Here is a 17,918-nt window from a genome sequence, read left to right as displayed (position 1 = left end):
AGCTGAATCCAGCCAAGGAGGGAATATGCGTCTGAATTCGTCATCTCCATGCTTGCCCCGTCTCCTGCGTGGCGTCGCCCTTGCGATGGCCGTCAGCGTCAGTGCCCCGGCGCTTGCCGCCCTCGCCACCTACCAGACCCAGGGCAACTTCAATGCCGCCATCGCCGGCCTCACCGCCACCACCACCGACTTCGACGGTATCGCGCCGGGCACCAGCTACCCGCCGGGCAGCGGGCCGGCCGGCTCAGGCTTTACCGTCGGTCTGACCGCCGGCAGCGTCAGTTCCGGTTTCAACCAGCCGACCGTAGGGAGTGTGTTCTGGACCACCTCCGGCACCCATTACCTCGGCCTCGACAACCCGGATACCGCCTTCGAGTCCGGCGACGCGCTGGTTTTCAGCTTCCTGTCCCCGGTGCAGGGCTTCGGTCTCTACGTGGTGGGCGGGCGAGACCTGCTGGACATCCAGGCCGGGGCGGTGACCCTCACCGTCGATGGCGCAACCCTCGCTATCTCGTCCATCGACTATCTCACCAGCGGCAATGGCGATTACGCCTTCTTCCTCGGCTTCGCCACCGACGACGGCAGCACCTTCAGCAGCGCCACGCTGACCGTGGGCGACGGCTCGGGCGTGATCCCGGTGACCGTGGATGACGTCACGCTCGCCAGTACCCGCAACGGCGGAAACACCGTGCCGGAGCCGGGCTCCCTGTTGCTGGCGGCTACCGCGATTGGTGCCGCCTTACTGCGTGTGCGTCGCGCCCGCAGTTGATTCACGATCCACCCCAAGGAGATGATCATGAAGAAATTGACCCACGGCCTCCTCGCCACCGCCGTCATCGCCAGCCTGGGAGGTTTCGCCACCGGCGCCTCGGCCCAGGCGGAGCCCTTCATCGGCCAGATCATGTGCGCCGGCTTCAACTTCGCACCGCGCGGCTGGGCCGAGCTGAACGGACAGCTGATGGCCATTTCCCAGAACACCGCCCTGTTCTCCCTGCTCGGCACCATGTATGGCGGAGATGGCCGTACGACCTTTGCGCTGCCCGACATGCGCGGCCGTGTGTTGATCCACGCCGGCCAGGGGCCTGGCCTCAGCAACCGGGATCAGGGAGAGGTCGCCGGCACGGAAAACCAGACCCTGACCGTGTCGAACCTGCCTCCGCACACCCACCAGGTCGCACCGCTGGGCAGCGGCGCCGATGCCACTGCAGTGTCGCCGGCCGGCGCGATGCCGGCCTCCAAGGCGCGCACCACGCTGTACACCGCCAGCGGCCCGGCGCTGCCGATGGCGGCCACCACTTCCAGTGCGACCGGCAGCGGTACGCCCTTCTCCAACATGCAGCCCTACCTGGTGGTGAAGTGTTTCATCGCCCTGGAGGGTATCTTCCCGTCGCGGAACTAGGCGTCTCGACCGCGCGACCGCCGCCCGAACGGCGCCGCAGGGTGCCGTTTCTCCATGGGCGGCGCTCAGCCCTGGCGGGCCGACTCGGACGGTAGCTCGCCGAACATCCGCTTGTAGTCCCGCGCGAACTGGCTCATGTGGGTGAAACCCCAGTCGTAGGCCACGCTCGATATCGGCCGGCGGCCTTCGCCGTAGCGCAGCTCGCGGCGCACCTCGTTGAGGCGCAGGCTGCGCATGTAGGCCAGCGGCGGCAGGCCGGTGATGTCCTCGACGCAGTTCTGCAGCGCCCGCCGGCTGACGTGCAGGTGGGCGCACAGGTCGGGAATCGCGGGCGGCTGCTCGGGGTGGTCGAGGACGAAGCGGCGCAGCTTGTCCACCAGCTGCTGATGCTGCAGGCGCGTGCGGCTCGCCGTGGCCGGCTGGCTGTGCTGGCCGGTGAGCATCGCCGCCAGCGCGTCGAAGATGCGCAGTTGCAGTTCTTCCGCGGTATAGCCCTGGCTGGCCGTCGGGCCCTCCGCGTCGGCGAGGATGCCGGCCAGCGTCGCGCACAAGGCCTCCTTGTGGCCGGGGGCCAGGTTGCGCACGTCGCCCTGTTGCAGCAGACGGTCCAGATCCTGATGGACGCTGTTCTCCAGATAATCCGCAAAGGCCAGCCGGTCCACCACGATGCCGAACAGGTTGAAGTCCGGCGCGGTGATCAGGTCGAACTCGGCGCCGCCGTCGCGCACGCACACCGCCTGCGACGCCAGCGCCTTGCCGCCCATCGCCATCATGCCGTCGTGCGCGGCCGGAATGCCGAACCACACCGAACGCGGCCAGGCGGCGCAGGTCTGGCGCAGCTGGCGGTTGGCGCTCTCCACGAAGACCTGGGTCTTGGGCAGCCACAGCTCCGTCACGCTGCCCTCGAAGTGGCCCGGCGACAGCTGGTCGTAGCGCTGATCCCACTGGGACAGGTTGTGGGCCTGCTCGTCCGCATCCCGCGACCGCGTGACGCGGCGCAGGGGACGGACGCGGTCGGACGGGGCGGCGGGGAAGAGGGGCATGGGGGTGTCCTGCGGATGAGTCATGGATGCTGCGAAGCAAGCCGCGTACCGCTGGCATCTTCCTTGCCGGAGGGGCTTGTCACTGCTGGTGCAGGGTAGGGCAGGGGGCGCCGCTGGCGTGCCGCAGGCGCGTGGGCAAAGCCCCGTCGGCCCCCCGGTTGGTGCATTGCAGCAGGGGTTGGCACAGGGCTGGTGCGCGTTTTGGGCGGCGTGTTGCAGGTGTATTGCAGTTGTGCCGAATCTTGCTATTGCGGTGCTGAAACTTGCTACGTGTCACCCCGCCCGCTGATCCACGATTCACCCATCGACCCCTTAGGAGTGAATCATGAGCGCAACAAAGCAGTCCTCGCCCGCACTGGCGGCGACCCTTGGCACCTGGCAGTTGTGGGGCATCGCCGTCGGGCTGGTGATCTCCGGCGAGTACTTCGGCTGGAGCTTCGGCTGGGCCTCGGCCGGCACCCTCGGCTTCCTGGTCACCACCATCATGGTGGCCATCATGTACGGCACCTTCATCTTCAGCTTCACCGAGCTGACCGCCAGCATCCCCCACGCCGGCGGCCCCTTCGCCTACAGCTACCACGCCTTCGGCCCCACCGGCGGCTACCTGGCCGGCATGGCCACGCTGATCGAGTTCGTCTTCGCACCGCCGGCCATCGCGCTGGCCATCGGCGCCTACCTCAACGTGCAGTTCCCGTCCCTCGATCCTAAGATTGCGGCGACTGGCGCCTATATTGTCTTCATGGGCCTCAACATCGTCGGCGTGACCATCGCCGCCACCTTCGAACTGTTCGTCACGCTGCTCGCCATCTTCGAGCTGCTGGTCTTCATGGGCGTGGTGGCGCCGGGCTTCTCGATGGACAACTTCGCCAAGGGCGGCTGGAGCGGCGCGGACAGCTTCTCCCTGGCGGCGATCCCCGGCATCTTCGCGGCGATCCCCTTCGCAATCTGGTTCTTCCTCGCCATTGAAGGCGTGGCCATGGCCGCCGAAGAAGCCAAGGACCCCAAGCGCTCCATCCCCATCGCCTACACCGGTGGCATCCTGACCCTGGTGGTGCTGGCGGTCAGCGTGATGGTGTTTGCCGGTGGCGTGGGCGACTGGACCAAGCTCGCCAACATTAACGATCCGCTGCCCCAGGCCATGAAGACCATGGTCGGCGAATCCAGCGGCTGGCTGCACATGCTGGTGTGGCTGGGCCTGTTCGGCCTGGTCGCCTCCTTCCACGGCATCATCCTCGGCTACTCCCGCCAGATCTACGCCCAGGCCCGCTCCGGCTACCTGCCGGGCTGGTTCGGCAAGGTCCATCCGCGCTTCAAGACCCCGCACCGGGCCATCCTCGGCGGCGGCGTGGTGGGCATCGCGGCGATCTTCAGCGACGAATGGCTGTCCTTCGGCGGCCAGAGCCTCACCGCCAACATTGTCACCATGTCGGTCTTCGGCGCCCTCCTGATGTACGCCCTCAGCATGGCCGCGCTGTTCAAGCTGCGCGCCACCGAGCCGCGCCTGGCCCGGCCCTACAAGGCCCCGTTCTACCCGCTGTTCCCGGCCATCGCGCTGGCCGGCGCGTTGATCTGCCTGGCCACGGTGGCCTGGTTCAACCCGCTGCTGGCCGGTGTCTTCGTGCTGATCCTGGCCCTCGGCTACGGCTACTTCCAGCTCACCCACAAGCAGCGTGAAGCGGCCCCCATCGCGGCGCTGGCCGCCGAGGCCGAGTAAGGCACGCGTCCGGAGTCTTCGACCATGAGCTACACCTGCACCCTAGGCCTGCGCCGCTACGCCTTCGGCGACCTGAAGAACCTCCTCGCCAAGGCCAGCCCGGCCCGCTCCGGCGACATGCTGGCCGGCGTGGCGGCGGCCACGGAAGAGGAGCGCATGGCGGCCCGCATCGCGCTGGCCGACGTGCCCCTCGCGCGCTTCCTGCAGGAAGCCGTGGTGCCCTACGAGGACGATGAAGTCACCCGCATCATCCTCGACGACCACGACGCGCTGGCCTTCGCGCCGGTGGCGGGCCTGACGGTGGGCGAGTTCCGCGACTGGCTGCTGTCCGACGCCGCCGACGCGGACAGCCTGCAGGCCCTGGCGCCGGGCCTGATGCCCGAGATGGTCGCCGCGGTGAGCAAACTGATGCGCAACCAGGACCTGATCCTGGTGGCTGCCAAGTGCTGCGTGGTGACACGCTTCCGCAACACACTCGGCCTGCCCGGCCGGCTGGCGGTGCGCCTGCAGCCCAACCACCCGACCGACGACCCGAAGGGCATTGCCGCCTCCATGCTCGACGGCCTGCTCTACGGCGTTGGCGACGCGGTGATCGGCATCAACCCGGCCACCGACAGCCTGCCGGCGATCACCGCGCTGCTGCGGCTGATCGACGAGTTCCGCGAGCAGTACGACGTGCCGACCCAGAGCTGTGTGCTGACCCACGTCACCAACACCCTCCGCGCCATCGACAAGGGCGCGCCGGTGGACCTGGTGTTCCAGTCCATCGGTGGCACCGAGGCGGTGAACCGCAGCTTCGGCGTGACGGCCGCGCTGCTCGACGAGGCCAACAGGGCGGCCCGCCAGCTTGGGCGCGGCAGCGTCGGCAACAACGTGATGTACTTCGAGACCGGGCAGGGCAGCGCCCTCTCCGCCAACGCCCACCACGGCGCCGACCAGCAGACCCTCGAAGCCCGCGCCTATGGGCTGGCGCGGCGCTACCAGCCTTTGCTGGTGAACACCGTGGTCGGCTTCATCGGCCCGGAATACCTCTACGACGGCAAGCAGATCATCCGCGCCGGGCTGGAGGACCACTTCTGCGGCAAGCTGCTCGGCCTGCCGATGGGCTGCGACATCTGCTACACCAACCATGCCGAGGCCGACCAGGACGACATGGACACCCTGCTGACCCTGCTCGGCGTGGCCGGCATCAACTTCATCATCGGCGTGCCCGGGGCCGACGACATCATGCTCAACTACCAGAGCACGTCCTTCCACGACGCCCTCTACCTGCGCCGCGTGCTCGACCGCCGTCGCGCACCGGAATTCGAGGACTGGCTGGAACGCATGGGCATCGCCGACTACCAAGGCGAACTGCTGCCCCAGGGCGACACCCAACCGCTGCTGGCCCTGGCCGGCCGGCTGTAAGGAGGAGGGCCCATCATGAGCAAACCCACCATCGTCACCCCCGACCCCTGGCTGCGCCTGCAAAGCCTGACCCGCGCGCGGGTCGCCCTTGGGCGCAGCGGCGTCAGCCTGCCGACCCGCGAGGTGTTGCGCTTCGGCACCGCCCACGCCCAGGCCCGTGATGCGGTGCACCAGGCGCTGGACGTGCAGGCCCTGCAGGGCGAACTGCACGAGGCCGGCTTCAACACCCTCGCCGTGCACAGCCAGGCGGCCGACCGCGGCGTGTATCTGCGTCGCCCCGACTGGGGCCGCCGCCTCGCGCCGGACAGCGCGGAGGCCCTCGCGCGGCAGGCGCCGGGAATGTGGCCGGCGGCGCCCAAGCTGGCCATCGTGGTGGCCGACGGCTTGTCGTCACTGGCCACCCGCAGCCACGCGCAACTCTTGCTGGAAGCGCTGCTGCCCTACTTTCCCGAGCTGCGGACGCTGCCGGTGGTCGTCGCCACCCAGGCCCGCGTTGCGCTGGGCGACGAGATCGGCCACATCCTCGGCGCCGAGCAACTGGTGATGATGATCGGCGAGCGGCCGGGCCTGTCGTCGCCGGACAGCCTGGGCCTCTACCTCACCGCCCACCCGCGTCCCGGCCTCACCGACGCCAACCGCAACTGCATCTCCAACGTGCGGCCCGAAGGGCTGCCCTACGCGGAGGCCGCCCGCAAGCTGGCCTTCCTGATCGCCGGCGCGCGCCGCCTCGGCCGCAGCGGCGTGGACCTGAAGGACGACAGCGACGGCCACGCACTGCTGGCAGGCGACGCCGATCCGCCCGTGCTGGCCGCCGCGCCGCCCGCCTGAACCCCCGCGCGGCCCTGTGCCGGGGCAGCGCCGTAACCCGTTTCGTCTTACCCCCTATTGATTCACTTCAAGGAAATCGTCATGCCCGCAGCAACCCATCGCGCCCTGCGTACCGCGCTTCCCCTCGCCCTGGCCACCGCCCTTCCCGCCACGGCCGCCGACGGCGAATCCGCGTGGACGGTGCCGGTCAGCGTCAGCTTCGTCAGCGACTACATCTTCCGCGGCCAGTCCCAGAGCTGGGGCAAGCCGGCCCTGCAGTTCAGCGTCGAAGCCGACCACGCCTCCGGCGCCTACGCCGGCTTCGCCGCGTCCAACGTGTCCGACCACTGGCTGCCCGGCGCCGCGGTGGAGATGGACTTCTACGGCGGCTTCCGCGGCAAGGTGACTGAGGCGGTCGGCTACGACGTGGGCCTGATCTACTACACCTACCCGGGCGCCAACTGGCACGACTCGGCCTTCGACGGCTACAACCGCTCCAACAGCCTCAACACCGCCGAAGCCTATGTGTCGGTGAGCTACGACTGGCTCAGCTTCAAGACCGGCCGCACCCTCACCGAATACTTCGGCTGGAGCACCAACAACTCCCCGGTGAACGGCGGCTTCTACGGCGACGCCAACGCCGGCGTCACCGGCAGCACCCGCGGCTCCTACTTCTACGAACTCAACGCCGCTCGCGACGTGGCCGAAGGCTGGAACCTCAGCGGCCAGATCGGCCGCCAGGTCATCGCCAATTCCACCGGCCTCGACATCAACTACTACAAGCTCGGCATCACCCGCAGCCTGCCCGACGGCTGGAGCGCCGGCGCCTTCTACTCCGCCTCCAGCGAACCCAACGCCTACAAGCACTTCCTCAGCCTGAGCGACACCACCTCGTACTCCGACATCGCCAGGAAGAAGTTCTTCGTCAGCATCGCAAAGTCCTTCTAACAGGCGTGCACGCTCACCGTGCACCGCTGTGAGATCAACGTGCACCGGTGCACGATCAACTTTGAGCCGTGCACGCTCAACATTGGCGCGTGCACGATGAACTACGGTCGGTGCACGGTGATCGTGCACCCGTGCACGATCAAGTACGGGCCGTGCACGTAGAGCGCGCAGCGCTGCAACATCAACATTGGGGCGCCGAAGGTCTTCCTCGGCGCCCCAATGTCCGTCCACGCTCCGCCCCGAAAGAGCCCACTGTGGGCTGCGCAGGGATTTTTCAAAAAATCTCCATGTCATGGATTGTGCCGCGGTAATGCGAATGTAATATATCGCGGCGGCACTCCGCTTCTTCGCATTCATCGACAGGAGAATCCATGGCAACCGTTCTGAACACCCGCATCCCACCGCAAACCGTCCAGGCCGACATCGACGCCTTCGTCGGCCTCAAGGGCATCATCGGCTACACGCCGGTCAACCAGGACTATTCCCTCGACGCCGTCGGCCGTCTGCACGACGCCCTGCGCAAGGCCCAGGAAACCGAGATCCACGCCCAGAACGCCCTCGCCGCCGCCCGCGACGCGATGGACGCCATCGAACGCGACTTCCACGACGCCATCCTCGGCGTCAAAAGCCAGGTCAAAGCCCAGTTCGGCCCGGATTCGGATCAGGTAGCGGCGCTGGGACTGAAGAAGAAATCCGACCGGCGGCGCACCCCGACACGGGCTGGGAAGGATGTACCCAGCACGGCGTGAGGCTCGGTTGTTGTTGAGCGCTCAGTGAATGAGGAAAGGCCCGGCGAAATGCTGGGCCTTTCTGTTTGTGCGGGTGGGGCGTGGGAGACCGGATATGCGAGTGACGTGGTGCATAGTGCGGTAGTGGGCGTCGGAGGATGATTTGGGCTGTAGAGGGAGGGAGCGTTTCGGCCAGAGAGGATGATCGAGAGGGAATCGGCTGAGGACAACGCCCGGCCAGGAGCGGCCGATCGTCATCCGATCCAGATAGCGGCGATGCGGGCGGAACGGTATGCTATACGCCTATGTGTCACATGGCTGGAGCAATCCACTATGCCGAGGGCTGCCGCTTTTCCTGTTTTTTGTGTTGCATTTTGCATGGCTCATGCTTCTAAACAGTAACTTGCAGAACATGTGATCTGGCATTCCGATTTTATGCAGCAGAACCGTCGCCCTAAAACAAAGTAGGCGCCTCTATGGATTGGAAACCGATCTCTTCTGATGAACTTTGGGACCAAATTAATTTGGCACGTAGCCGAATGGATGCCACTCAAGAAAAACTATGGGAGTTTATTTCTATAACCCCCGAGAAGTGGGCTTTGCCCCCATGGGGCGATCAAGGCGGTGGTTTCTGGGTGGTTGCAGTTATTGGCGAGATGGTCGTCTGGTATAACGATATTGAAGAAGGTTTCAATCGTTCTAACTACACAAAATATGGAACCATTAATCAATACCGCTGCAATCAAGACGAATTAGAGTATTCTGTTCAACAAATACTAAATGTTATTTCAATGGGTTACGACAATGGGCCTTTCTGTAGCGCTCCTAAACCAGTCTAGTAAAAACCTAGCGCCTAACAAACGCTTCGAGCCGACCGCCCAAAAGCTACGCTTTTGGGTTCCCTCCGCGCTACGCGCTCCGGCGTCGGCTCAAGCTGCACGCTAGGCCCTTATGCCCGCATTTGACGCAAATGGTATAGAGATCATTCCTCCGCGCGAAGAAGACTTGGAGCACATTTGTGAGCTTGGAGGTCAATTTGACGAATGCTCGTTCTACGTTGAGTTTTTCGATGACCTTCTCGATCGAGAAGTGATTTCTTCTGATCTCGGCCTAACACCTACCTACGCATGGAACGCGGGAGAAAAGCATCCTATTGGCAATGGCCGCAGCGGGCGCACGCGAATAGACGATTACGGAAAATGGGCGCTCAAAATCCCGGTGACAGACGGAACAATTTCCGACGCAATTCTGATGTTCTTCTCAACTTGCCAAGCACCGGCACCGGTATGGCGAAAGCTTAGTGAAAGATGGAGCGGGCGTCTTGCCCTCGTCGGCTATGCGAAGAATTGGAATAGGGAATTTTCGCTATCCCCGCAGGTTGTTGCTAGCGTCGCAGATCGAGGACTAGCGCTCAACTTTGACGCTTACTTCACTGGGGAAAGCACCGATGAACAAGCCTAACCAGTTCTAAGGACTTCCCCGTCAAGCACCATTTTCTAATGACCGGCCGCCAGGCCGGTTTTCCTTTCCTGCCGACCTGCTTTTGTTTCCTGACGCCTGCACACACGCAACGGATCGGACAGACAGACTGCCTCTCTCTAATCGGCCTTGATCGAGGCTTGCCCGGGGCCACGCGACTAACCGCAACAGCAGGCCTCAATCGTTCGCCTGCTGGACCTCGGTTTTGACCGGGATGAAGCGCATGCCGGGCGACAGAAGGGCAACGAGGATGGCCTCAGCATCAGCCCTGTCGTTCTTGACCGACTGGCGCTTGCGATAGAGGCGGACGAACTCGGCAGCCATCAGGCGCGGTGCCAGGCCCAGACGCTGTGCCGTGCGGCCCCAGTGGTGGGCGCTGCCACACGCTTCCATACCGATCACAGAGCCCGTCGGCAGCGTGCTGAGCCAAGTCATAAAGCCCGATCGGTTGAACTCCCGCCGTTCCACGATCCGACCGGTGCAGTCTGCCACACAGGCCACGAAGACGTTCTTTGCCAGATCCACACCAACAGTCGTAGTATCCATTTTGACTTCCCTCCTCGCCGTTTCAGATTGAGCTTAAGCAATTCAATCTTGGCACTTGGATGCCGGGTGGCAAGCCCACCAGGTGGGTGGGGGAAGTCCTTTTGTAGTCATTCGAGTGGACCGCCTACGGCGTCCGCTCAATTTCACGTTGAGCGCGCGCTTTCCTCGCAGCTCAACGGCGGCAATGGGTCGGCACCTGTCCTTCGATACCGCAAGCAGGCGGCATCAGTCAGTTGTCGGCCAGAAGCTGCCGCTCATCAGTTCCAACCTAAAACAGTTACTCGGTTAGCAATGCTCAAGCTCCCGTTCCAATTTCGCGCAAATGGCAGCCCCGGTAAAACTGGCGGTGCTTATACGGTTACAGAGCGCGATTCAGTCGTGAGCCTTAGGGACATCCCGCAGTCTTCAGTTGGCGCACCTCTGCCCAGGGCAATCGCACCTTAACGTCATACCCCCAGCAGCTGGGCGCGAAACGCATCGACAGTGGCTGCGAGCATGCGCTTGGACTTGATGCTGGCCTTGCGCGTCGTATCGAGTCGCAGCAGGTTCATGACGATGTGGCGGACGATGGCCAGGTTGTTGGCGGCGTAGCCGCTGCGTACGCGTGACTGATCCTCGTTGAACTGCACATCCAAACACCAGTGAAGCCGATTCTCCACCTCCCAGTGACTGCGCACGGCCCGTGCAATGCGCTCGGCATCGGCGGGCAGACTGCTGATGTAGAAGAGGCGCTCGGTGCTGGTGTGGCCACCGACCGTGCGCTCGCGTTCGAGCACCGCAAAGCTGGCCAGATCCTGCCAGGCGTCGCTCTGGTAGAGCCGGCCGACGCCCTCATAAGCCCGGCATCGGCGTACTTCGATGCGCCCGTGATCCTGGGTCGTGGTTTCGTGTGTGGAATGGGGCCTTAGGGGGGCTCGGGGATCGAGGCCGGCGAACAGGATCGAATCGTACAGATTCGGATGGTTCTCCTTCACGCACAGCACGTAGTGGGCGCCCCGTTCGCGAATCGTGCGCGCGATCTTTGTCTGCGTTCCCATCGCATCGATCGTCACCACGCAGCCCTCGAGTGCCAGCCTGGCGAGCAGTTCCGGAATGGCGGTGATCTCGTTGGACTTCTCGTCGGTGGCCATCTGGCCCAATACAACGCCCATGCCGGCGGCGAACGCGCTGACCAGATGCAGCGGAGCGGCCTCGGCTTTCGTCTTGCTGCCCGTGCGCCGGCTGGTCTTGCCGTCGATGGCGACAACCGTCTCTTCGGCCAATGCGGGCACCACCATGCCGACCCAGCGTCGGAAGGCGGATTCGAACTCGTCGGGGGCAATCATGCCGAACACGCGCCCCATCGTGTCGTGAGACGGGATGCCGTGCTCAAGCGCGATGAACCCGCGCAACCAGTCGAGCTTGGCTTCGGCCCACAACTCGATGTCGACGAAGTCGTCCACGCCCGAGAGCACCGCACAGACCGCCACCGTCAGCAATTCGGCCAGGTCATGGCGGGTATGGCGCGCACTGCGCGGGTCGGAGATCGAGACGAATACCTGCGTCAGCGGCATGACGTTTCCCATTTTCATCGGATGCCCAAAAAGGCAGGAAACTACACAATTTGGGCCGCGGTGAACAGTCACGTCACGAATTTGTTGCGTTTTAAGAGGGGCGTTTCACTATGCAAAGTAGGTGCGATTGCCCTGCACCTCTGCCCAGTATCGTCGCAACCGAGGACTCTCTTGCTGTTGCCTTTTTGCTCCAAGAGCATGACCCGAGTTGGGATGGGTCAAATGTGCGGATTGTCTCGCATGACTCTGATGGCGAATTAATCGGCGTAGTTCGTTTTACACGCGCAATCGCTCATTTCTTTGGTCCGCCAAATGATGAGGCTTTTCATGGCCATCCATTAGCAGACCGTGGCCTAGAGCCATACGGTGCATTTGAAGTCACCTCCTCTGCGTGGATTCAAGCCCTGGAACGAATGAATTCGGTTCATCCTTATCACAAGCCAGAACATTTTAACGACTACAGACATTTCATCTTGTCTTTTCACGACACCACGTTTGAATGCGTGGCAACTGGCTACACGTGTGAAGTACATCGGGGCAACTTGCAACAAATCATGGTGGGGCTATGTTAGTCATGGGAGCGTATGTGGAGTAGCACTCAGCGGCTGTCTTTGGTCAAAGACGGGCCAATTAAAATGAGAGGGAAAGCCAGGATGAGAGCGATTGCCGAACTGAGCGCATATCTCACAAATCGCGGAAGCAGAGCTCTCTGATTTGCTCGCCGACACCGAAGAATTTCTTGATCACAATGAATTCGGCTTAGCACTAGATGCGCTGCCAAACGTCGCAGAGGAGAGTCCATGGGAATCACTGAGAGTTCTCGAACTGCTTGCGCGAGCCGCTGCCAGCATGAGCCTTGGCGATGTGCAGCGAAAGCTTGATGCGTTGATTTCCAAAATGAGCGGAGCCCAATATGAAACTCACCTTTCGAATGTACGCTAACGTGCAATGCCAACGCAGTGCCTACGCGCTCCGGCCTCACTGGCCGTTCAACGCGGATGCCACGACAGGTCATGCCTTCGGCATTGCCATGGCCTGCCGCGGAGCTCTCCACGCTTCGCGTTCCGGTGCCGGTTGGCTAGGGTGTTTGGATTAACTCATTTGCCATATTGCCTGGTATGGGTGGAATTTGAATCAAGCAGCCACGTTCGTCCTGAAGAGCCAAAGACACGCCTTTGAGGCCATGGAACTCCATGATGCCGTTCTTCAGACGGTTACTTTTGAGTGGGCCTCTGCAGAGGCTACGGTGAAGCTTCTATTGGTCGGCGGTATTCCTGCCATGCTTTCATTCTTCTCGCTTACTTCGGTAGTGTTACCGCACGCTTATCCATGGGGGCCATCTACGATGATTAACGAAATAAAAGAAACTGCCCGCGGCGAGTACATGATTGAAATGCAGTCAGGAGACAAGCTTGTTTTTCAAGCGGCATCTTGGTCCTTGAGTATTGTCGCTTGTCAGCTATGAAGCCCAAGCCGTCACTCCCGCGGACCGCCTCCGGCGGCCGCTGAATTCAAACGTGTGCGCCGGGCATGGCGCGTTACTTCGTCGGTGTAAGTCCGATGGCCAGGTTTTCGCAGAGCCGAAGGCAAGGAGAAGGGCAAGGGCGTCGTCGCGAGGCGGGGTCTGAAGGAAGCTCAATCCGAAACTGTGGGGCGATGAACAAAAACCGGATATGAGGCGTGATGTACCTGGGGCGAGCGGGCACGTGACCGCGAAGCCCTCCATCTGCGGTTGGGGTACATTTTGTAAATCCGGCGTCTATGCAGTGAAGGTAACGTGTCTTACCCCGGGAGACCTCCCCGGTGCTTCAGAAGATCGAAGCTGGGCGGCTGGTAACGGCCGCTGAATACCGTGGAGGAGTCAGCAGAGGGCATAGTAGGCGGGCTGCCCCTGCCGAAGGCCCGAACGATGAGAGAGAAAGGACCACGGTGAAGAGTGACGGGATTGCATCTGACCACCTGCCTCGGCAGGCTGCGGCGCTGCCGCAGGATGAACTCGTCGCTGGATTACCGGGACGCCCGGACTCGATTCCATCCCAAGCGTTGCTGGCCCAAGTGTTGGAGCGGGCCAACCTGCAACGCGCTTTGAAGCAAGTGCGCCAGAATAAGGGCGCGCCGGGCATCGACGGCATGACTGTTGATGAACTGCCGGAGTACCTGAAACAGCACTGGCTGGAAATTCGAGTGCAACTGGAGGCGGGGCAGTATCGACCGCAACCGGTCAAGCGCGTGGAAATCCCCAAGCCGGACGGGAAGATGCGCAAACTGGGCATCCCTACCGTGCTGGACCGTTTCATACAGCAAGCCATTGCCCAAGTGATCTCGGCGCAATGGGAACCGCACTTCCACCCCAACAGCTACGGCTTCCGACCGGGGCGCTCAGCCCATGAGGCAGTACGTCATGTGCAGGCGTGCATCCGGGCGGGCTATGGCTGGGTGGTGGATATGGACCTGGAAGCCTTCTTTGACCGGGTCAATCAGGATCGGCTCATGGTGCGGCTGAAAAGCCGTTGCCCGGACGCCGATCTGCTACGCCTGATCAACCGCTTCCTCAAGGCCGGCGTGAGTGTGGAGGGCAAACTCGAACCCACTCATACGGGCGTGCCGCAAGGCGGTCCTCTGTCGCCGGTCTTGGCCAACGTGGTGCTGGATGAACTGGATTGGGAGCTGGACCGACGCGGCCACTGGTTTGCCCGATATGCTGACGATGCCAATATTCTGGTGAAGAGTCAGCGGTCGGGAGAGCGGGTGATGGCGAGCGTGGCACGCTATGTCAGTGACTCACTGCGGCTCACAGTGAATCCGCTGAAAAGCGCGGTGGATCGGCCCATAAACCGCAAGTTTTTGGGCTTCACGGTCAGCCGCAACGGTGCCAAGCTGAAGGTGGCGGACAAGCCGCTAGAGAAGCTCAAGGACCGGGTGCGGGAACTGACCCGCCGTACAAGAGGCACCAGTTTGAAAGTGATCGTGGCAGAGCTGAGAGAAACCCTGCTTGGCTGGAAAGCATACTTCGGCATCGCCGAGGTGTTGAGCCCTCTACGCGACGTGGACAAATGGGTACGGCGCAAGTTGCGCTGCTACATCTGGAAGCAATGGGGATCGGCCGGCTACCGGGAACTACGCAAGCGCGGGGTCTCCGTGCGCGAAGCGTGGAACACCAGCAAGTCGGCCCATGGCCCGTGGCGGTTATCGAAGACACCGGCATTGACCGTTGCACTGCCACTGCGCTTCTTCGAATCACTGGGACTACCGAGCCTTGCGCCCCGGTAGGAATTCAACTCATCGAACCGCCGGATACGTGACCCGTACGTCCGGTGGTGTGGGAGGGAGGAGCCGCGAGGCTTCTTCCTATCCCGATTAGAGATCGCCTTGGCACTTTGCCCGCACTGTAATGCAAATAGCATTCACCCGTGGCGAAAGTTGTTTGCACGGGAGCTTTCCCCTATTCGCTGTCCGTTGTGCAGCAGCGACTCTGCGCCTAATTCGGCTGTTGTCTCTGGCTGGTCATATTTGGTCTTTATCGCCTGGGGCATAAGTGCCATCTACACAATGGCCGAGAGCTCAGTTTTCGTCTTTTGTCTTCTCTCCCTTTTTATCGCCACACTATGGGCCGTTGTCATTCTTTTTCTCCCGCTCCGAAAGGCTGGTCGCCGTGGCTTTAAAATCAATCTCTAATATCTCAGTCGAGCGGACCGCCTTCGGCGCCCGCTCACTTCAACGCCGAACGACAGCTTTCCTCAAAGCTCACGGCAACATTGGATCGGCATATGTCCTTCGATACCGCAAGCAGGCGGCATCAGTCAGAAGACAGCCAATAGCCCGCACTCATGCAAATGAGTCCGCAGCCTTGCAGGCTAAGACACGTTGGGCCACTAGATGAAAGAGCTTCACTGCGCTGCTTACAATGGTCACCCAGGGTGGGTGCAGGCCTGTTTGGCTCGGGGGGATGCCGTGGACGAAATCGATGGAGATGGGTATACGCCCCTACTTTGGTCGTGCTTCCGGGGGTTGGTGGGAAATCAAAATGAGACTGCGGCGCTCCTGATAGAGGCCGGCGCGGACGTAAACGCGGCCGTTCCGGGTGGGCCGAGTTGTCTTCAATACGCCTGTCAGTCATCCAACGTTGAATTGGTGAGGCTGCTTTTGGACCGAGGAGCGGATCCGAACCGGATTGCTGATGAGATGACGGCCGTCATGTATGCGATTCGCTCTCGGGAGGAAAGAATTGCATTTTTGTTGCTTGAACGTGGAGCCGATGTTGCCTATCGGCTACATGGAATGGGGGCGGCCGAGTACGCGGACTATGAAGGATTCAAAATGCTTGCGCTATTCATCAGGAATCGCGCCAAACAAGGCGCTTAACCCGGATGCTTGCTTCGCTTGTGTCGGTGAACTTTACGTTGAACGGCAGCTTTCCCCAAAAGCTCAACGGCGGGATTGGGTCGGAACTTGTCTTTTCGAAGGGCTGCAGTCAGCCAGAAGAGGCCGGTCGTCATCCGATCCAGATAGCGCCCGTTCGGGCGAAACGGTAGGCTCTATGTCCTACGTGCCACATGGATCGGATCATCCGACGATGCTGTCGGCTGCTGCTTTTCCTTCCGCGCTATCCGGAATTCCGATGCTATGCGGCAGAATTATCACCCTAAAACAAAGTTGGGGCGTTTCATGATCGAGGCACTTGAGCCGTACTCGCGTCAGATGGCGGAAGATTTGTTCTCCGTATTTCCCGATTGGAGGCAATTTCTGTCTGTTGTCGCCGAAGACGGTATCAACTACTTCCGTGTCGAAGTGCCACCGTTGCCCGAAGCAACGAACGGTCCGCTGGGCGTCACCTCGCAATACAACGAAGAGATCACCATTTGCTTTGACTCTTGCCACCGTCACTACGCGTCGATACTCCCCTCCGACAAAGAGCCATCGGGCGCCATCGCCTTCATTCAACAATTGCTGAACGAGGAGTTTGTGGTCGTCTCGTACCTCTGCAGCGGAGACAACCTAATAAAAGACGGCGTATTTTCAGGGGCAGCTGTCCCGGCCGAGGAAATTCCAGACGCAAACTATGAGTACTACTATGCGAACGCCTTGCGTGTGCGATCGTGGAAAGGCACCTACGACAACGACTTTTCTGCGCCCTATGTCAGCACCAAGCCAAGCCACTGACCCGCGCCCCAACCCGGCAGTCGAGCGGACCTGAGCGAAAAGCCGTGCCGGCCGCTCACTTCAACGTTGACCGACCGCTTTCCTCAAAGCTCAACGGCAACATTGGGTCGGCACCTGTCCTTCGATACCGCAAGCAGGCGGCATCAGGCGGTTGTCGGCCAGAAGCGGTCTGTCTACGTAGCTGCCACAAAGTTGCCATTGGGATAGCCCATCAGTTGAGTCGTGGCCTCGCCGCAGGAATGTCGGCCGGCGAAGCCGGCCCGCCCCCTCATTTCACGTTAGCGCCACGCCATGGACCGTATCAGAACGTCAGCCCTTGTAGTTCTCGGCAGTCTCATGTTGGTGGGAGCCGAAATTGCGGTGGCCAAATTTGTGCCGCCAATTGGCGCGGTCTTCTTTCTCATCACCATCGCGTTTCTGGAGGCGATTGAGAGTCACGGCATCCCGACACTTCAAGGTTCGTCTGACGGCTGGCCGATACCAACTCAGTTGGGTTGGTTCTACGCAGGGGCCATTTGGTGGGCAGTTTGGTTAGCCGTTTCGGCGGTAGTTTTGTTGCGGCGGTCGCGTCGGCTCTAATGCAATCTGTCCGACGAGCCTGGCTTTCTCAAGCGCTACGGCGCAGAGGAGGGGCTTTCGGGATGGGGGCTTGGTGAACTCCCGAATATTGGCCGATGTTGGCGGCGCGCATGCGGCATGCGCCGCCGCCTATTACAGGCTATTTGTCAGTCGTCCTGAGCTTGGCGCGCCAGCATGTTTGCCTGCCGGTGCATCTGGATGGCCTGGGTCAATTCCCGCGCTTCGTCGGCAATCATCGCGCAGGCCCACAGATAGTGTTCCTGCTGGTCGGCGTTCATGCGTCGGAAGGTGTCGCCGGCGTTGCCGTGGGTCATGGCGAGCAGGGCGTGTAGCTGTGCCTGGCGGGCGGTGAGCTGATCGGTGAGGGCCAGGGTGTCCACGTTGTCGGCGAATTGATAGACGGGACTGGCCGGGGCGGGGAATGCCAGGGGCGTGTTCATGGTCGGTACTCCTGTAGTGCGGTTGTGTACTCCGCGCTCCCGCTGCTAAACGGGGGGCGGAACCGAGCAGGGTTAGCAGACCGGCCTACAGGAAACCGGCAGCCCGAAGGCTCCC

At 62.1% G+C, this 17,918-nt stretch carries 18 protein-coding genes; 14 read left to right on the top strand and 4 right to left on the bottom strand.

The window, feature by feature from the left end:
* The first annotated feature begins 52 nt into the window (after positions 1-52).
* Together AC1PPK_RS25200 and AC1PPK_RS25195 are read left to right on the top strand one after the other, a co-directional pair.
* Positions 53-769: a PEP-CTERM sorting domain-containing protein gene (locus tag AC1PPK_RS25200; RefSeq protein ID WP_481115712.1), complete on the top strand. Its 717-nt coding sequence runs from the start codon at positions 53-55 to the stop codon at positions 767-769.
* Positions 770-796: 27 nt separating this feature from the next.
* On the top strand, positions 797-1,399 hold the full coding sequence (locus AC1PPK_RS25195) for a phage tail protein (protein WP_481115711.1): 603 nt from the start codon (positions 797-799) through the stop codon (positions 1,397-1,399).
* Positions 1,400-1,464: 65 nt separating this feature from the next.
* Here the strand turns inward: AC1PPK_RS25195 and AC1PPK_RS25190 are convergent, their stop codons facing one another.
* Positions 1,465-2,442, bottom strand: a complete 978-nt coding sequence (locus AC1PPK_RS25190; RefSeq protein ID WP_481115710.1) for a helix-turn-helix domain-containing protein — start codon at positions 2,440-2,442, stop codon at positions 1,465-1,467.
* 325 nt (positions 2,443-2,767) lie between these two features.
* Between AC1PPK_RS25190 and eat the strand changes: the two genes are divergently transcribed.
* From eat to AC1PPK_RS25155, 7 genes are all read left to right on the top strand, one after another.
* Positions 2,768-4,156 carry an ethanolamine permease gene (eat, locus tag AC1PPK_RS25185; protein WP_481115709.1) on the top strand — a complete coding sequence of 463 codons (1,389 nt, stop codon included), beginning with the start codon at positions 2,768-2,770 and terminating at the stop codon, positions 4,154-4,156.
* Positions 4,157-4,180: 24 nt separating this feature from the next.
* Positions 4,181-5,563, top strand: a complete 1,383-nt coding sequence (locus AC1PPK_RS25180) for an ethanolamine ammonia-lyase subunit EutB (protein WP_481115708.1) — start codon at positions 4,181-4,183, stop codon at positions 5,561-5,563.
* A 15-nt stretch (positions 5,564-5,578) separates the two neighbouring features.
* Entirely contained in the window at positions 5,579-6,391 is an 813-nt protein-coding gene (gene eutC / locus AC1PPK_RS25175; protein WP_481115707.1) for an ethanolamine ammonia-lyase subunit EutC, read from the top strand.
* Between the two features lie 81 nt (positions 6,392-6,472).
* Positions 6,473-7,318 (top strand): TorF family putative porin, encoded by an 846-nt coding sequence (locus tag AC1PPK_RS25170; RefSeq protein ID WP_481115706.1) that lies wholly within the window; start codon positions 6,473-6,475, stop codon positions 7,316-7,318.
* A gap of 371 nt (positions 7,319-7,689) precedes the next feature.
* A complete protein-coding gene (locus tag AC1PPK_RS25165) occupies positions 7,690-8,067 on the top strand; it encodes a hypothetical protein (protein WP_481115705.1) in 378 nt (125 codons plus the stop codon).
* Positions 8,068-8,522: 455 nt separating this feature from the next.
* Positions 8,523-8,885: a hypothetical protein gene (locus tag AC1PPK_RS25160; RefSeq protein WP_481115704.1), complete on the top strand. Its 363-nt coding sequence runs from the start codon at positions 8,523-8,525 to the stop codon at positions 8,883-8,885.
* Positions 8,886-8,997: 112 nt separating this feature from the next.
* On the top strand, positions 8,998-9,507 hold the full coding sequence (locus AC1PPK_RS25155; RefSeq protein ID WP_481115703.1) for a DUF4279 domain-containing protein: 510 nt from the start codon (positions 8,998-9,000) through the stop codon (positions 9,505-9,507).
* Positions 9,508-9,702: 195 nt separating this feature from the next.
* Here AC1PPK_RS25155 and AC1PPK_RS25150 read toward each other — a convergent pair whose 3' ends face one another.
* Positions 9,703-10,071: a hypothetical protein gene (locus tag AC1PPK_RS25150; protein WP_481115702.1), complete on the bottom strand. Its 369-nt coding sequence runs from the start codon at positions 10,069-10,071 to the stop codon at positions 9,703-9,705.
* Positions 10,072-10,517: 446 nt separating this feature from the next.
* Complete coding sequence (locus AC1PPK_RS25145; protein WP_481113589.1) at positions 10,518-11,642, bottom strand: ISAs1 family transposase; 1,125 nt, start codon at positions 11,640-11,642, stop codon at positions 10,518-10,520.
* 696 nt (positions 11,643-12,338) lie between these two features.
* Between AC1PPK_RS25145 and AC1PPK_RS25140 the strand changes: the two genes are divergently transcribed.
* The 5 genes from AC1PPK_RS25140 to AC1PPK_RS25120 all read left to right on the top strand — a co-directional run bounded on the left by AC1PPK_RS25140 (position 12,339) and on the right by AC1PPK_RS25120 (position 16,784).
* Complete coding sequence (locus tag AC1PPK_RS25140) at positions 12,339-12,566, top strand: hypothetical protein (protein ID WP_481115701.1); 228 nt, start codon at positions 12,339-12,341, stop codon at positions 12,564-12,566.
* A 241-nt stretch (positions 12,567-12,807) separates the two neighbouring features.
* The gene (locus AC1PPK_RS25135) at positions 12,808-13,089 is read left to right on the top strand and encodes a hypothetical protein (protein WP_481115700.1); all 282 of its coding nucleotides are present in this window, start codon (positions 12,808-12,810) and stop codon (positions 13,087-13,089) included.
* A 338-nt stretch (positions 13,090-13,427) separates the two neighbouring features.
* Entirely contained in the window at positions 13,428-14,894 is a 1,467-nt protein-coding gene (ltrA, locus tag AC1PPK_RS25130; RefSeq protein WP_481114021.1) for a group II intron reverse transcriptase/maturase, read from the top strand.
* 606 nt (positions 14,895-15,500) lie between these two features.
* Complete coding sequence (locus AC1PPK_RS25125; protein WP_481115699.1) at positions 15,501-15,986, top strand: ankyrin repeat domain-containing protein; 486 nt, start codon at positions 15,501-15,503, stop codon at positions 15,984-15,986.
* A 303-nt stretch (positions 15,987-16,289) separates the two neighbouring features.
* Complete coding sequence (locus AC1PPK_RS25120; RefSeq protein ID WP_481115698.1) at positions 16,290-16,784, top strand: hypothetical protein; 495 nt, start codon at positions 16,290-16,292, stop codon at positions 16,782-16,784.
* A gap of 725 nt (positions 16,785-17,509) precedes the next feature.
* Here the strand turns inward: AC1PPK_RS25120 and AC1PPK_RS25115 are convergent.
* On the bottom strand, positions 17,510-17,803 hold the full coding sequence (locus AC1PPK_RS25115; protein WP_481115697.1) for a hypothetical protein: 294 nt from the start codon (positions 17,801-17,803) through the stop codon (positions 17,510-17,512).
* Positions 17,804-17,918: the final 115 nt, after the last annotated feature.

It is taken from the genome of Zoogloea sp. JDB1 (genome assembly GCF_056724025.1).
The sequence above is the reverse complement of the archived record's forward strand: the minus strand, read 5'-3'. Positions and strand labels throughout refer to the sequence as shown.

What these genes read in the sequence shown, in the direction of transcription:
- AC1PPK_RS25195 (WP_481115711.1), top strand. Translation starts at nt 797, where the DNA reads ATGAAGAAATTGACCCACGGCCTCCTCGCCACCGCCGTCATCGCCAGC.
- AC1PPK_RS25190 (WP_481115710.1), bottom strand. Translation starts at nt 2,442, where the DNA reads ATGCCCCTCTTCCCCGCCGCCCCGTCCGACCGCGTCCGTCCCCTGCGC.
- eat (WP_481115709.1), top strand. Translation starts at nt 2,768, where the DNA reads ATGAGCGCAACAAAGCAGTCCTCGCCCGCACTGGCGGCGACCCTTGGC.
- AC1PPK_RS25180 (WP_481115708.1), top strand. Translation starts at nt 4,181, where the DNA reads ATGAGCTACACCTGCACCCTAGGCCTGCGCCGCTACGCCTTCGGCGAC.
- eutC (WP_481115707.1), top strand. Translation starts at nt 5,579, where the DNA reads ATGAGCAAACCCACCATCGTCACCCCCGACCCCTGGCTGCGCCTGCAA.
- AC1PPK_RS25170 (WP_481115706.1), top strand. Translation starts at nt 6,473, where the DNA reads ATGCCCGCAGCAACCCATCGCGCCCTGCGTACCGCGCTTCCCCTCGCC.
- AC1PPK_RS25165 (WP_481115705.1), top strand. Translation starts at nt 7,690, where the DNA reads ATGGCAACCGTTCTGAACACCCGCATCCCACCGCAAACCGTCCAGGCC.
- AC1PPK_RS25160 (WP_481115704.1), top strand. Translation starts at nt 8,523, where the DNA reads ATGGATTGGAAACCGATCTCTTCTGATGAACTTTGGGACCAAATTAAT.
- AC1PPK_RS25155 (WP_481115703.1), top strand. Translation starts at nt 8,998, where the DNA reads ATGCCCGCATTTGACGCAAATGGTATAGAGATCATTCCTCCGCGCGAA.
- AC1PPK_RS25150 (WP_481115702.1), bottom strand. Translation starts at nt 10,071, where the DNA reads ATGGATACTACGACTGTTGGTGTGGATCTGGCAAAGAACGTCTTCGTG.
- AC1PPK_RS25145 (WP_481113589.1), bottom strand. Translation starts at nt 11,642, where the DNA reads ATGAAAATGGGAAACGTCATGCCGCTGACGCAGGTATTCGTCTCGATC.
- AC1PPK_RS25135 (WP_481115700.1), top strand. Translation starts at nt 12,808, where the DNA reads ATGGAACTCCATGATGCCGTTCTTCAGACGGTTACTTTTGAGTGGGCC.
- AC1PPK_RS25125 (WP_481115699.1), top strand. Translation starts at nt 15,501, where the DNA reads ATGAAAGAGCTTCACTGCGCTGCTTACAATGGTCACCCAGGGTGGGTG.
- AC1PPK_RS25120 (WP_481115698.1), top strand. Translation starts at nt 16,290, where the DNA reads ATGATCGAGGCACTTGAGCCGTACTCGCGTCAGATGGCGGAAGATTTG.
- AC1PPK_RS25115 (WP_481115697.1), bottom strand. Translation starts at nt 17,803, where the DNA reads ATGAACACGCCCCTGGCATTCCCCGCCCCGGCCAGTCCCGTCTATCAA.